Annotated in this window: 13 protein-coding genes; 7 read left to right on the top strand and 6 right to left on the bottom strand. The window is 62.7% G+C overall.

Features of this window, described 5'->3' with window-relative positions; genetic code table 11:
- Positions 1-12 precede the first annotated feature (12 nt).
- From RCO24_RS11325 to RCO24_RS11305, 5 genes are read left to right on the top strand one after another with little or no spacing between them, the layout of a single operon-like run.
- On the top strand, positions 13-756 hold the full coding sequence (locus tag RCO24_RS11325) for a CpaD family pilus assembly protein (RefSeq protein ID WP_308962107.1): 744 nt from the start codon (positions 13-15) through the stop codon (positions 754-756).
- Positions 757-770: 14 nt separating this feature from the next.
- Positions 771-2,078, top strand: coding sequence for an AAA family ATPase (locus RCO24_RS11320; protein WP_308962105.1), 1,308 nt, complete (start codon positions 771-773; stop codon positions 2,076-2,078).
- An 8-nt stretch (positions 2,079-2,086) separates the two neighbouring features.
- Complete coding sequence (locus RCO24_RS11315) at positions 2,087-3,559, top strand: CpaF family protein (RefSeq protein ID WP_308962103.1); 1,473 nt, start codon at positions 2,087-2,089, stop codon at positions 3,557-3,559.
- Positions 3,552-4,562: a type II secretion system F family protein gene (locus RCO24_RS11310; RefSeq protein ID WP_308962102.1), complete on the top strand. Its 1,011-nt coding sequence runs from the start codon at positions 3,552-3,554 to the stop codon at positions 4,560-4,562. The genes RCO24_RS11315 and RCO24_RS11310 overlap by 8 nt, the downstream gene beginning before the upstream one ends.
- 18 nt (positions 4,563-4,580) lie before the next feature.
- A complete protein-coding gene (locus RCO24_RS11305; protein ID WP_308962100.1) occupies positions 4,581-5,555 on the top strand; it encodes a type II secretion system F family protein in 975 nt (324 codons plus the stop codon).
- Between the two features lie 133 nt (positions 5,556-5,688).
- Here the strand turns inward: RCO24_RS11305 and RCO24_RS11300 are convergent, their stop codons facing one another.
- Together RCO24_RS11300 and RCO24_RS11295 are read right to left on the bottom strand one after the other, a co-directional pair.
- Positions 5,689-6,702 carry a tetratricopeptide repeat protein gene (locus RCO24_RS11300; RefSeq protein WP_308962098.1) on the bottom strand — a complete coding sequence of 338 codons (1,014 nt, stop codon included), beginning with the start codon at positions 6,700-6,702 and terminating at the stop codon, positions 5,689-5,691.
- 85 nt (positions 6,703-6,787) lie between these two features.
- On the bottom strand, positions 6,788-7,465 hold the full coding sequence (locus tag RCO24_RS11295) for a glutathione S-transferase family protein (protein ID WP_308962097.1): 678 nt from the start codon (positions 7,463-7,465) through the stop codon (positions 6,788-6,790).
- Between the two features lie 108 nt (positions 7,466-7,573).
- On the opposite strand from RCO24_RS11295, the gene RCO24_RS11290 reads away from it, so the two are divergent.
- Both RCO24_RS11290 and RCO24_RS11285 read left to right on the top strand, forming a co-directional pair.
- A complete protein-coding gene (locus RCO24_RS11290) occupies positions 7,574-9,022 on the top strand; it encodes a leucyl aminopeptidase family protein (protein WP_308962096.1) in 1,449 nt (482 codons plus the stop codon).
- Complete coding sequence (locus RCO24_RS11285) at positions 9,019-9,969, top strand: C40 family peptidase (protein ID WP_308962095.1); 951 nt, start codon at positions 9,019-9,021, stop codon at positions 9,967-9,969. The genes RCO24_RS11290 and RCO24_RS11285 overlap by 4 nt, the downstream gene beginning before the upstream one ends.
- Here RCO24_RS11285 and RCO24_RS11280 read toward each other — a convergent pair.
- The 4 genes from RCO24_RS11280 to RCO24_RS11265 all read right to left on the bottom strand — a co-directional run bounded on the left by RCO24_RS11280 (position 9,966) and on the right by RCO24_RS11265 (position 14,532).
- The gene (locus RCO24_RS11280; protein WP_308962094.1) at positions 9,966-10,418 is read right to left on the bottom strand and encodes a hypothetical protein; all 453 of its coding nucleotides are present in this window, start codon (positions 10,416-10,418) and stop codon (positions 9,966-9,968) included. The genes RCO24_RS11285 and RCO24_RS11280 overlap by 4 nt on opposite strands.
- 107 nt (positions 10,419-10,525) lie before the next feature.
- Positions 10,526-12,157: an ABC transporter ATP-binding protein gene (locus RCO24_RS11275; RefSeq protein WP_308962092.1), complete on the bottom strand. Its 1,632-nt coding sequence runs from the start codon at positions 12,155-12,157 to the stop codon at positions 10,526-10,528.
- 14 nt (positions 12,158-12,171) lie between these two features.
- The gene (locus RCO24_RS11270) at positions 12,172-13,410 is read right to left on the bottom strand and encodes an ABC transporter permease (RefSeq protein WP_374990943.1); all 1,239 of its coding nucleotides are present in this window, start codon (positions 13,408-13,410) and stop codon (positions 12,172-12,174) included.
- Positions 13,411-13,413: 3 nt separating this feature from the next.
- The gene (locus RCO24_RS11265) at positions 13,414-14,532 is read right to left on the bottom strand and encodes a microcin C ABC transporter permease YejB (RefSeq protein ID WP_308962091.1); all 1,119 of its coding nucleotides are present in this window, start codon (positions 14,530-14,532) and stop codon (positions 13,414-13,416) included.

Raw genomic sequence — 14,532 nt, 5'->3', positions numbered from 1 at the left:
GGAGACGCAATCATGGAGTACGGACTTGCATCGCCATCGGACCGCCCCGCCAAGGTGCGCGTCCATCGGGTCGCTTGCGTGGCGCTCGCAATCCTGGCGACGAGCTTCGCCGGATGCCGGCCCGACTACGACATCGCCGCACCGCAAGTCGCCGGCTGGTCGATGGTAGACCCTTCCCAGCGCCATCCGATCATCGTCTCGCAGGAGCCGCAGACGATGGAGGTCCACGTCGCCGCGTCCGCGCGTGGGTTGACGCCGCGCCAGCGCGCCCAAATTCTCGAATTCTCCGATCGCTCTCGCGCAGCCGACGCCGGAAACAGCCGTCTCGTGATCCAGGCACCGGGCGGCGGCGCCAACGAGATGTCGTCGATGCAGGCCGTCGGCGAGATTCGCCAGATTCTGAGCGACAACGGGTTCCAGGACTCCTCGATCGCCATCGAGGCCTATCATTCTGGCCAGCGTTCGAACGCGCCGATCCGCGTCTCCTATCTTCGCTACGTCGCCGAAGCGCCCGTCTGCGGCTATTGGCCGACAAACCTGGCGAACCAGCGCGACAACGGCAACTACCCGAACTTCGGCTGCGCCAATCAGCACAATCTCGCCGTCATGGTTGCCAATCCGGGCGACCTCCTCGGTCCCCGCACCGAAACCGACCGTGCCGGTGAGCGCAGAGATACGGCGTGGAATCAGTACGTGAAGGGCGAGTCGACCGCGTCCAAGAAGTCGGAAGACGAGAAGATCAAGATTGCAAAGTGACGACAGGTTCCGCCATGTCAAAATCGTTGAAGGTATCCGGCCAGGACGCGCACGAAGCGCCGCAGCCCTATGCCTATGACCTGAACGCTCCGGATGCGCCGGCGTTGAGCGACCGCGCGCGCCCGCTCCCGCGCATTTCCATTCAAGCCTTTTGCGAGACCCCGACGATTGCGGAGATCATTCAAACCGCTTCCGAGGACAGGCGCCTGAGCAAAGCGCACGTAACGTTCCAGATGGGCGGCGTGGCCGCGGCCGTGGCCCACTATCAGGAAAACCCCACCCCGAACCTGATCGTGCTCGAATCGCATCTGCCGCACGCCGAACTCATCGGCGCCCTCGAAGATCTCGCGCAGAGCTGCGATCCCGGCACAAAGGTGGTGATCATCGGTTCCGCCAACGACGTTGTGCTTTACCGCGACCTCATGAAACGCGGCATTTCCGAATATCTCGTCGCACCGATCTCGCCGTTCGATTTCATGGAGTGCCTGTCGGGCCTTTATAACAACCCCGATTCGGATCCTGTTGGGCAGGTGTTGGCGTTTGTCGGCGCCAAGGGCGGCGTGGGCTCTTCCACCATCTGCCACAACGTGGCCTGGACCCTGTCGGAAGCCATCTCGACCAACATAGTCATCGCCGACATGGACCTAGCGTTCGGCACCACAGGCCTCGACTTCAACCAGGACCCCGTTCAAGGCATCGCCGATGCGCTCCAGAACCCCGAGCGCCTCGACGAGGTGCTGCTCGATCGCCTCCTCACCACGTGCTCGAAGCACCTTTCGATCTTCGCCGCGCCCGTCGTGCTCGACCGCGACTACGAAATGTCGCCCGAAGGCTGCGAAACGGTGATCGACGTCGTGCGCCAGAACGTCCCCTTCGTCGCAGTCGACCTTCCCCACACCTGGGCGCCGTGGACAAAGCGCCTTCTGCTCCAGGCCGACGAGATCGTCATCACCGCGATCCCCGACCTCGCCAACCTCCGCAACGCGAAGAACATCCTGGATCTCATCCGGACGACCCGCAAGAACGACGCGTCTCCGCATCTGGTCCTGAACATGGCCAACATGCAGAAGCGTCCCGAGATCACGCCGAAGGAATTCGAGAGCGCACTCGACATCAAGACCCTCGCCGTCATCGATTTCGACTGTGAAAACTTCGGCCAGGCCGCAAACAACGGCCAGATGGTCGAGGATTTCAACGCCAAGGCGAAGGCCGCGCAGGCTTTCCGCGAAATCGCGTTGACGCTCGCGCATCGTAAGGAAATCAAGGTCGAGAAGAAATCGCCGCTCGCGCCGCTTCTCGAAAAGCTGAAGCTCATGCGCTGAAGGTCAACATGTTCGGCAGACGCACGAATGAACCTGGAACTCAACGCAAGCTGCCGTCCCAACCGGTCGCGCCGGTAGCGGCTGCGCCTGCCGTCACAGCCACGCCTCAGCCCGCCGCTGCGCCAGCCCCCGCGCGCGTCGAACCAGCCGAGCCTCAGCGCAACCATTCCGAAGAGTATTACGACGTCAAGACGACCGTCTTCAACGCGCTGATCGACACCATCGACCTCACGCAGCTCGCCAAGCTCGACTCGGCGGCCGCCCGCGAGGAAATCCGCGACATCGTCAGCGAGATTATCCAAGTCAAGAACGTCGTCATGTCGATTGCCGAGCAGGAAGAGCTGCTCGAGGACATCTGCAACGACGTGCTGGGTTATGGCCCGCTCGAACCCCTGCTCGCGCGCGACGACATCGCCGATATCATGGTCAACGGCGCCACGACGACCTTCATCGAAGTTGCCGGCAAAACGCAGAAAACCTCGGTGCGCTTCGCCGACAACCAGCAGCTGATGAACATCTGCCAGCGCATCGTGAGCCAGGTCGGCCGCCGCGTAGACGAAAGCAGCCCGATCTGCGACGCGCGCCTCCCCGACGGATCGCGTGTCAACGTCATCGCCCCACCGCTCGCCATCGACGGCCCTGCGCTTACCATCCGCAAGTTCAAGAAGGATCGCCTCACGCTCGATCAGCTCTGCAAGTTCGGAGCAATCACACCGCAAGCCAAGACCATTCTGGAAATCATCGGGCGCGTTCGTTGCAACATTCTGATTTCCGGCGGTACCGGCTCGGGCAAGACGACACTTCTGAACTGCATGACGGCGAGCATCGATAACGACGAGCGCATCATCACCTGCGAAGACTCGGCGGAACTTCAGCTCCAGCAGCCCCACGTCGTGCGTCTCGAAACCCGTCCGCCGAACCTAGAAGGCGAAGGCGAGATCACGATGCGCGATCTCGTAAAGAACTGCCTTCGCATGCGGCCGGAGCGGATCATCGTCGGCGAGGTCCGCGGCCCCGAAGCTTTCGACCTCCTGCAGGCCATGAACACCGGCCACGACGGCTCCATGGGCACGCTTCACTCGAACAGTCCACGCGAGGCGCTGAGCCGCCTGGAGTCCATGATCATGATGGGCGGCTTCGCGCTCCCCGTCAAAACCATCCGCGAGATGATCGTCGGTTCGATCGACGTGATCATCCAGGCCGCGCGTCTTCGCGACGGCTCGCGCAAGATCACGCACATCACCGAGGTGACCGGCCTCGAAGAGGACGTCATCACGCTGCAGAACCTCATCGTCTACGAGATCACCGGCGAGGACGCCCACGGCAAGCTCACCGGGCGCCACCGGTCCACCGGCATCGCGCGCCCCGCATTCTGGGACCGCGCCCAATACTACAAGGAAGACTCGCGCCTCGCCGTAGCCCTTGCCGCCGCCGAGGTTCTCGATTCCAATGGCAATCCCATGGGAGAAACCCATGGATGACCTTGGCATGATGCCGCTCATGACGGCGCTCGTTGCGGCGGTTGCCATCGCGGCCATCGCCTATGCCATCATGTACCCTTACATTTCGAGCGACCGGATCAAGGACAAGCGCGTCGCAAACGTCAGAGAATCCGGAACCAAGAAAGCCATCCCGCGAACAGCAGCGGAGGTGGCCGCAAACCGCAAAAAGCAGGTCGCCGAAAGCCTGAAGGAAATCGAGAACCGGCAAAAGGCCCAGAAAAAGGTTTCGCTGCGCCTCAAGCTCGTGCAGGCGGGTCTCGACATCGAGCCGAAATACTTCTGGATCGCAAGCGCAGCTTCCGCTTCCGTGTTCGCCGTCATTGCAGCAGGCCTCGCGCCGGCCTCCGCGGCCGTATTCAGGCCGTTGTTCATGATCGCCGGCGCCTTCGTGGGCGGCTTTGGCGTGCCCCGCTTCGTCTTGGCGAAGCTCATCGCCCGCCGTCAGAAGAAATTCCTCGACGAGCTCGCCAACTCGATCGACGTCATCGTTCGCGGCGTAAAATCCGGCATGCCGCTGAACGAGTGTTTCGGGGTCATCGCCAAGGAAGCACCCGAGCCGATCTCGAGCGAATTCCGCGAAGCCATCGAGCAGCAGCGCATCGGCGTCTCGCTATCGGAATCCCTCGAACGCATGACGCACCGCGTTCCGGTACCCGAGGTCAAATTCCTGGCGATCGTCATCGCCATTCAGCAGCAATCCGGCGGCAATCTCGCGGAAGCTCTCTCCAACTTGTCGGGCGTCCTTCGCGACCGCCTCAAGATGGCGATGAAGGTCAAGGCGCTTTCGTCAGAAGCCAAGGCATCGGCCGGTATCCTCGGGTGCCTGCCGCCGGGCGTGATGACGATGGTCTACATGTCTTCGCCCCACTACCTGCAGCCATTGTTCGATACCAGAACCGGCAACTTTTTTATTCTGGGCGGCCTCCTCTGGATGGTGACCGGCATCATGGTCATGCGCAAGATGATCAACTTCAAGTTCTAGCCAGCAAAGACCGCGCTCATGCAACAGCTCGTAGACACGCTGATCTCACCGGCATTCCTCGCGATGCTGCTGGCGGCTGTCTCGGCCTTCGCCACCATCCTTGCGCTGGTGATGCCCATGCTCGCGCGCGATCAGATGAACCAGCGCATGCGCGTGATGGCGCTCGAGCGCGACAAGATGCGGTCGCAGCGCCTGGCCGAGCTGAACAAGGAGCGGGGAACGACGAGGCTGCGCCAGACGCCGAAAGGCTTTATGCAGCAGATCGTCGACAAGTTCGATCTACGCTCCCAGTTCGACAGCGACGAGCTGCGCGCCAAGCTCAAAATGGCCGGGCTCAGAGGACAAGCGCCTCTCGTCACATACATGTTCTTCCGCTTCGTTGCGCCGCCGATCGCATTCGTCGTGGCATTGTTCTATCTGTTCTTCATCGTCGAGATCGATGCATCCTCGAACATGAAGTTTCTCTATGCCGTGATAGCAGCGGCCGCCGGCTACTATCTGCCGAACGTGCTCCTAGAAAACCTCACCCAGAAACGCCAGCAGGCGATCAAGGTCGCGTTCCCGGAATCGCTCGATATGCTGCTGATCTGCGTGCAATCCGGCATGTCGGTCGAGGCGTCGTTTGGCAAGGTCGCCAAGGAAATCACCCCGCAGTGCCTGGAGCTCGGCGAGGAGCTGTCGCTGACAACCGCCGAGCTGTCGTATCTGCCGGATCGCCGGGTCGCTTTTGAAAACCTCGCCAAGCGCACCAACTTGCCGAGCATCAAGGCCGTCACAACCGCACTCATTCAGGCTGAGCGTTACGGCACGCCCGTGAGCCAATCGCTCCGCGTCATGGCCAAGGAAAACCGCGACATGCGGATGGCGGAAGCCGAGAAAAAGGCGGCCGCACTTCCCCCGAAGCTGACCGTGCCCATGATCGTGTTCTTTCTGCCGGTCCTCTTCCTGGTGATCCTCGGCCCGGCTGCGATCACGATCCTGAAGTTGCAGTAGCGGGCAACGAGACCAGATAACAGGTCACCCGTCTCCGATCCTGAGAAATGCGGAACCTTTCAGGCGGGCGGGAGCGCATGCGCGAGCAGGCAAGCCCCACGCGACGAACGCCTGCATAAAAAACTGGATGCGTTTAGTCTGCGCTGGACAGAGAAGCCGCGCGATCGCTGTCGGACTGAGATCCGAACCCGGTTTCGATCTTGGAAGAACGAAGCATCGGAGCCTGGCCTGATGACGCCGGCGCCTGAGCGACGACTGGCGTGCGCGCCGGGGCCGGCGCTTTCGCAACCGCCGGAGACCAGACATCGCCGGCCGGCGCTTGGGACGGGCTCGAAGCCGGTGCCATCGGCTTGCCGTCGAGTTTCACCATCTTCCTCAGCAGCGCCGTGTTCGCCTGCGCTTCCGTCGGCGCGAGATCGACTGACGCCAGTTTGGTGGCCTCGTCGTACTTGCCCTGCAAGCCGAGAACGAGGGCGAGGTTCTGCCGGACCTTGGCGTTTTCGTTGCCGGAGGCGCTCGCCTGACGCAGCAGCTGCTCGCCGCGCTCCGGTTCGCCGCTCATCGTATAGGACAGCGCCAGATTGTTCAGAACCGAGGGGTGTCCGGGGTTCAGAGCCTGGGCCCGCTCGTAGAACGAGATCGCTTCCCGATAGTTTCCTTCCTTGGCGAGCGCAGTTCCTCGCGCAAGAATGATTCGCCAATCCGGATTGGCGGGATCGTCGGCCAGCTCCAAAAGTTTCCTGGCGACGCTCACCTGATCGAGATCGAGCGCCAGGCGGCCGTACTCGCCGGCAAGCCGCCGGTCGGACCCATGGATGAGCGAGGCCTGCTGCAGCACAGCCATCGCCTCGCGCTTGCGCCCCGTGGCCTTGAGGTTCTGCGCATAAGAGAGCGCAGCATCGAGATCGCGCGGATTCTTCGAGTATTCCTTGCCCCAATGGTCCGCAGCCTTCTGCGGATCCGAAGGCGATTGAGCCTCGGCTGCCGCCGGCTGCTCTGCTGGAGCCAGGGCCGCGAACAGCCCCGAACTCTCTTCTCCGCCGACCTGCGCGCAGGCGCCGAGCAACAGGCTTGCCGCGAGCGCAGCGAGAAAACCACGGGAACGCGCCGGCTTCGCCACCGCACTGTGCGCGTCGAGGTCGGGCATTCACGTCTCCACTGCTCGTTCGTTACGGAAGATGCTCTGGCGGCATCAGCTTCCGTCACTTTCCGATACAGCGGTCAATAAAGCCTTAACCGGTTGCGGCAGCGCTCGCGAGCTGAGCAACCTCCTCCTTGGCAGCGCTGGTCCATTCCTCGATGGCAGGAAGAGCGAGCAGCGTATCGATATAGCGCGCCACTGTGCCGTCGTCTCCGAACGCACCGAGGTCCGCCACGTAGGTCCGGAACCGCGACGCAACCGGCGCGTACATGGCATCCGCGACCGAGAACTTGGAGAACAGGAACGGTCCGTCCCCGCCGAACCGCTTGCGGCAGTCGAGCATCAGCTCGACGATTCGGCGGATATTGGCCTCGACCGGCTCCAGATGCTCGGCCCGCGGATCAACCGAGAGAATTTTCATCGGGCAGTGTTCGCGAAGCGGCTGGAACCCGGAATGCATCTCCGCGCTGACAGATCGCGCTACGGCGCGTGCCTTGACATCCGCTGGCCACAGCGACTTTTCGGGATGGCGCTCCGCGACGTATTCGAGGATGGCAAGGCTGTCCCAGATCATGAGATCCCCCGCCCACAGCACCGGCACCTTGCCTGCCGGGGAATGGGCGAGCATCTGCTGCTTCGCATCTGGCGCGCGCAGGTTTATCCTGACCTCGGTAAAGCCGATATTTGCCTGTTTCATGGCAAGCCAAGGCCTCAAGCTCCAGCTCGACGTGTTCTTGTTGCCAATGACAAGTCGGTACTCTTCCGCCATCCTCAAGCGTCCTCTTGCGATTGTGTTTCCCTTCGGCTCTGGGGATAATGCCTGATCATCCAAGCTCCTTCAAAGGGGCCAGTCCTCACCAGTACCAAAGAACCCATCATGACCGAAAAAAACAACGTGGCGAGCACGCTCTCCCCGACCGATGTGCTGGTCCCCCACGACGCGGCCGGCGCGAGCACGCCGATCTGGCTCGTTTCTGACCAGCAGCCGCTGGCCCGCCAGCCGGGCATCGACGACGCAGCCAAGCGCTGGCTTGAACATGCCCGTTTCACGAGCGCGGCCAAGAAGCAGGCGCTGTTCCCAGGTCAGTCCGGTGCACTCGCAGGCGTTGTGCTCGGCCAAGGAAACGGCAGCGGGGGCGATCCTTCGGGGCCCTCGGAGCTTCTTCTAGGGCAGCTCGCGGCAAGTCTGCCCGAAGGGCTCTACCATCTCGCCCAGGAGATACCACACGCCCACCTCGCCGCCGTCGCCTGGGGGCTCGGCGCCTATAAGTTCCGCCGCTACAAAAGCGCGCCAGCCGAGGCCCTGCCCCGCCTGAAGGTTCCCGCCGGGCTGGACTATCGCGCCATCGTCGACCAGGTCGGCGCCGTCTGGAAGGGCCGCGATTTGATCAACACGCCGGCGTCCGATCTGGCACCCGAAGACCTGGAGACCGCAGCCGCCCGTTTGGCAGAGACACACGGCGCGACGATCGAGGTCACAGTCGGCGACGATCTCCTCGCCAAGGGCTTCCGCATGATCCATGCGGTCGGCCGCGCGAGCCCGCGCGCCCCGCGTTTGATTGACGTCAGATGGCGCAAGCCCGGCGGTAATCCGAACGCGCCCACCCTCACCCTCGTCGGCAAGGGCATCACGTTTGACACCGGCGGCCTCGATATCAAGCCGGCCTCCGGCATGCTCTTGATGAAGAAGGACATGGGTGGCGCCGCCGCGGCCCTCACCTTGGCCGAGTTGATCATGACGCACGGCCTCGACGTGCGGCTACGGCTGCTGATTGCCGCCGCCGAGAACAGCATCTCCGGCGATGCCTTCCGCCCCGGCGACGTGCTGCTGAGCCGAGCAGGCAAAACGGTCGAGATCGGCAACACCGATGCCGAAGGCCGCCTCGTGCTCGCGGACGCGCTGTCTCTGGCCGACGAGGAGCAGCCGGACACGGTGCTGGTCTTCGCGACCTTGACTGGCGCTGCCCGCGTCGCGCTCGGCCCGGACCTCCCCGCGTTCTTCACCAACGATGACGCCTTCGCATCCGCCCTGACTGCCGAAGCCGAAGCCGTCGGCGATCCAGTCTGGCGCCTGCCGCTGTGGCCGGGTTACGAACGCCACCTCGACAGCGAAGTCGCCGACATGAATAACGTGTACGATGCGCCGTTCGCAGGCGCCATCACCGCCGCCCTGTTCTTGAAGCGGTTCGTCAAAAACGCGCGCCGCTTCGCGCACTTCGATCTCTACGGCTGGCGGCCGGCCCCGCGCCCACTCGGCCCCAAGGGCGGCGAGCCGCAGACCGCGCGCGCGCTGTTTTCGCTGCTGACGAAAGAACTCTCCGCATGACCGAGAAGAACCCGGAAGAAAAGCAGGATAGCCCGCGCGACACCGCTGCCCCACCTTCGGCGCCGGTGCTCGATCCCCGCCGTCATGCCTATCGTCCGGACCTCGCGGCGCTCTCGTTGCGCGGCCAGATCGTCTCTCCGCGATACGCACCAGGCACCATGCGTCAGGTGAACAAGCCGGCGGTCCCCCTGCGCCGCGAACCCTCCGCCGCCTTGGGCCTCGAAACCGAAGCGCTCTTCGGCGAGCTGGTCAAGGTCTATGACGAGGCGGACGGCTGGGCCTGGGTTCAGCTCCAGAAGGATCGCTACGTCGGCTACATGCCCGCGAACGCGCTGACGAAGGATGTCCAGCTCCCGACCCACCGCGTCAAAGCGCTCGGCACGTTCGTTTATACTGCGGCCGACATCAAATCGCCGCCCGTGATGCACTTACCGCTCAACGCCGAGATTCGCGTGGCGGAGTGGACCGAACGCTTCTGCCGCCTGGAGCGCGGCGGATTCATCGTGTCACGCCACCTCATCGAGCGCGAGCGCGCAGAGCGCGATTTCGTTGACATCGCCGAGCGACTGATCGGGACACCCTATCTCTGGGGCGGACGCACCCGTATCGGCATCGACTGCTCGGGGCTGGTTCAGGTGTCACTGGAAGCAACCGGCGTTTCGGCCCCCCGCGACAGCGACATGCAGGCCGCCGAGCTCGGCGAAGCCATTCCGATACCGGACGACCTCGAGGGCTTGCAGCGCGGCGATCTGATTTTCTGGAAGGGACACGTCGGGATCATGGCCGATGGGGTCATGCTGGTTCACGCGAACGCACACCACATGGCTGTCGCCGTCGAAACGCTTCCCGAAGCCGTCGAGCGCATCGCCAGGCAGAGCAACTCGCCCATTACCGCGATCCGCCGCATCGCCACCTCGCCCGTGCAGGCTCGGGGCGAAAGAATCTAAACGCGCCGATACGGCAGGAAATGGCGGTCGTGTCGCTCGACGACATGCGCGTGGGGCTCCGGCCCGCCGCGCCAATCGAGCCCAGGCCCCAGTGTCACGATGGTCTCGACGGCGTGGTGCGCGCCCGTCGCCGAGCTGACCCACCGACGCTGGATCACATGGCCGTCCGCGATGCGCTCGAGCATCAACACGATCTGATCGAGCGTCGCCAGCACCCGATCGTCGTAGGTCTCGCCCGCGATCGAAATGTCGAAGCGTCCGTTCTCCTTGAGCGCGATCGCCACCGGGCAAGCCGAGCCGATCACGGGTTCGATCGAAAGCAGCCAGCTGCCCTCTTCGTTCCCCTCGAACACATGCGCGACATCCTTGATCGTCGGAACCCAATAGCGGATTTCCTCGATTGTCGCCTGGACCTGAGCGGGATGAAATCCCTCGGACGTCACGGTCATGAAAAAAGCCCCGCCGCACACGGAAGACGCCACAGGATGTCGAAAAATCGCGACAGGCTCAAGGCCTGCAAAAAACCGAAGCAACCGGACCGCCGGTCGGCACCAGCTTACCCTGCGATTTCAGCCCGGTTCTGAACCTTGATATCGAACGCCGCCGCGAGCAACGCCTTCGTATAAGCCTCTTTGGGCGAGGAAAAGATCTGCTCGGCCGGCCCTTCTTCCACAGCTTTGCCGTTCCGCATCACGATCACATAGTTGCAGAGCGCACGCACCACCTTGAGATCGTGGCTGATGAACACATAGGCGAGATTTCGCTTCGCCTGCAGCTCCCGCAAGAGATCGACGATCTGCGCCTGCACGCTCATGTCGAGCGCGCTCGTCGGCTCGTCGAGAACGATGAACTTGGGTTCCAACGCCATCGCGCGCGCAATGGCGATGCGCTGGCGTTGCCCGCCGGAAAATTCGTGCGGATAGCGATCGAGCGCCCCCGCGTCGAGCCCCACCTCGCGAAGTGCACGCGCGGCCTGCTCACGCCGCTGGTCGGCATTCCACTCCGGCTTCTGAATCAGAAGCCCTTCCTCGATGATGTCGAAGATCGAAAGGCGCGGCGACAGCGACCCGTATGGGTCCTGGAACACCACCTGCATTTCGCGCCGAAGCGGGCGCATCTCCTTCGAGTTGAGCTGATCGATCCGCTTGCCGAGATAGACGATCGGCCCCTGCGACGAGATAAGCCGCAGGATCGCGAGCCCGAGCGTCGTCTTACCGGATCCGGATTCGCCCACCACACCGACGGTCTGCCCAGCCAGGATCTTGACCGACAGCCCATCGACAGCCTTCACGTGATCGACCGTCTTCTGCATGAATCCGCGCTTGATCGGAAACCACACGCGAAGATCCTGCGTCTCGGCAATCACTGGCGCCGCGGCGTCATACACCGGCGGCTTGCCTTTCGGCTCGGCTGCAATCAGATGGCGCGTGTAGGGATGCTGCGGTGACGCAAACAACGCGTCCGTCGGCTGCTCCTCGACGATCAGGCCCTGCTGCATGACATAGACCCGCTCCGCCATCCGCCGCACGATGCCGAGATCGTGGGTAATCAGCAGCATCGCCATACCCATCTCGCGCCGCAGGTTGCGCAAAAGCTCTAGGATCTGCGCCTGGATCGTCACGTCGAGCGCGGTTGTCGGCTCGTCTGCAATCAGGAGATCCGGCTCGTTGGCGAGCGCCATTGCGATCATCACGCGCTGGCGCTGCCCGCCGGAAAGCTGGTGCGGGAATGCGCCGAGCCGCTTTTCTGGCTCAGGAATGCCGACCTTCGTCAACAGCTCGACAACGCGCGTGCGCAACGCCGCGCCTTTGAGCCCACGATGCAATTCGAGGATCTCGCCCACCTGCCGCTCGATCGTGTGCAGCGGATTGAGCGACGTCATCGGCTCCTGGAAGATGATCGAGATCCGGTCACCCCGAATACGCTTCAGCTCGTCCTCGGAGGCGTGCAGGAGATCCTTGCCTTCGAAGAAGATCTGCCCGGTCGGATGCGACGCGGCGGGATAGGACAGAAGCTTCAGAATCGAGAGCGCGGAAACCGATTTGCCGCTGCCGGATTCGCCGACCAGCGCCACCGTCTCGCCCTTGTTGATGCGAAACGACACGCCTTTGACAGCCGTCGTCAACGCGCCGTTCGAACGGAACGCCACCGAGAGGTTCTTGACGTTGATCAGCACTTCTTTCGACATCGCCTAGGCGCTCCTTAAGCAAACGTCTTGCGGGGATCGAGCGCATCGCGAACCCCCTCGAAGATGAAGATCAAGAGCGACAGCATGATCGCGATCGAGAAGAACGCACTCATGCCGAGCCAGGGCGCGCCGAGATCGCCCTTGCCTTGCAGCAAGAGCTCGCCGAGCGACGGCGAGCCCGGCGGCAAGCCGAGGCCGAGGAAGTCCAGCGAGGTCAGCGTCGTGATCGCGCCCGAAAGTTGGAACGGCATGAAGGTCAGCGTCGCGACCGTCGCGTTCGGCAACAGGTGCTTCCACATGATCGTCGAGTCGGAGAGCCCAAGCGCACGGGCCGCTCGGACATACTCGAAATTGCGCGCGCGCAAGAATTCAGCCCGCACCAGCCCGACGAGCGACGTCCACTGGAACGCGAGCAGCACGAACAGCAGCGTCCAGAACCCCGGCACCAGAACCGCCGCGATGATGATCAGCACGTAGAGCGTCGGAATGTTGCCCCAGATCTCGAGGAAGCGCTGCAGCAGGAGATCGAGCCAACCGCCGTAAAAACCCTGCACCGCACCTGCCGCGATACCGATTGCGCTCGAAAGAATGGTGAGGATCAGGCCGAACAGCACCGAGATCCGGAAGCCATAGATCACGCGCGCGAGCACGTCGCGTCCCTGGTTGTCGAGACCGAGCCAATTCCAGTTTCCGACCGCCAGATAGCGCGCCATCTGATCGGGCGGCGCCTCGCAGAGCTTGGCCCGCGCAGCCCATTGCGGCGGCGCCGGATAGCCGAGCCCGGCCTGGCGCTTTACGCCGTCGCGTTCGATGAAACAGTTGCCGTCGGAATCGGCGCGGTTGGGATAGTCCTTGTTGATGGTGTCGTAGGAGTAACGGATAGGCGGCCACAGCATCCAGCCATTGGCTTCGATCTCATCGATGATGATCGGATCGCGATAGTCGGTCACCGCCAGAAATCCACCGAACTTCGATTCCGGATAATCCACCAGCGCCGGGAACAGCGTCTCGCCCTTGTAGCGCGCGATCAGCGGGCGGTCGTTGGCGATCAGCTCCGCGAACAGCGTCAGAACGAACAGCACGAGAAACAGGATGAGGCTCCAGTAGCCGCGCCGGTTGGCCTTGAAATTCGCCCAGCGCCGCACGTTGATCGGCGACAGCTCGATCTGCGGAAAGATCCGCGTATAAAACGGGGGCCGCACCGGATCCGGCACCACCGCCTGCTCGTCGTTGTCTTCGCGTCGGGCGTCCACGGCTTAGATCTCCCGGCTCTCGAAGTCGATGCGCGGATCGACCATCGTATAGATGAAATCCGTAACGACGTTCACGACCAGTCCCATCAGCGCGAAGATGTAGAGCGTCGCGAACACCACCGCGTAGTCGCGCTTGATCGCCGATTCAAAGCCGAGCAACCCCAGTCCATCCAGCGAGAACACGGTCTCGATCAGAAGCGAACCCGAGAAGAACGCGCCGATGAACGCCCCCGGGAACCCGGCGATGATCAGCAGCATCGCGTTCCGGAACACGTGCCCGTAAAGCACCTCCCGCTCGTTAAGCCCCTTCGAGCGCGCGGTGATGACGTACTGCTTGCGGATCTCGTCGAGGAAGCTGTTCTTGGTCAGGAACGTCATCGTCGTGAAGGCGCCGAGCGACATCGCAATGATTGGCAACGTCAGGTGCCAGAAATAGTCGACGATCTGACCGAACAGAGAAAGCTGGTCGAAATTGTCGGAGGTGAGCCCCCGCGAAGGGAACCATTGGAAGAACGAAGAACCCGCGAACACGATCAACAGCAGCACCGCAACCAGGAAGCCCGGCACCGCATAGCCAACCACCAAGATCGTACTGGTCCAGGTATCGAACTTCTCTCCGTCCTTGACCGCCTTGCGGATACCGAGCGGGATCGAGATGAAATAGGTAATCAGCGTCATCCAGAGGCCGAGTGAGATCGAAACCGGCATCTTCTCCTTGATCAGCTCGATCACCGAGACGTCGCGGAAATAGCTCTTTCCGAAGTCAAACATCAGATAGTTCTTCATCATAAGGAAAAAGCGCTCGTGCGCCGGCTTATCGAAGCCGAACTGCTTTTCGAGGCTCTTGATGAATTCGGGATCGAGCCCCTGCGCGCCACGATATTTCGAGGTGACGCTATCGCCCGCGCCTTGCCCGAGCTGGGATTGGTTGCCCCCGCTCACCGTGTCGCGACCGCCGCCGCCGAGCCGATCCGAAATCGACGTGTCGGTGCCCGTAAGCTTGGCGATCATCTGCTCGACGGGCCCGCCCGGAGCGAACTGCACGATCACGAAGCTGATCAGCATGATACCGATCATCGTCGGAATGATGAGAAGCGTCCGCTTTAGGAGATAGGCACCCAT

Source organism: Hyphomicrobium sp. LHD-15 (assembly GCF_031157355.1).
Taxonomy (GTDB): Bacteria; Pseudomonadota; Alphaproteobacteria; order Rhizobiales; family Hyphomicrobiaceae; genus Hyphomicrobium_C.
This window is presented reverse-complemented; position numbering and strand designations above follow the sequence as displayed.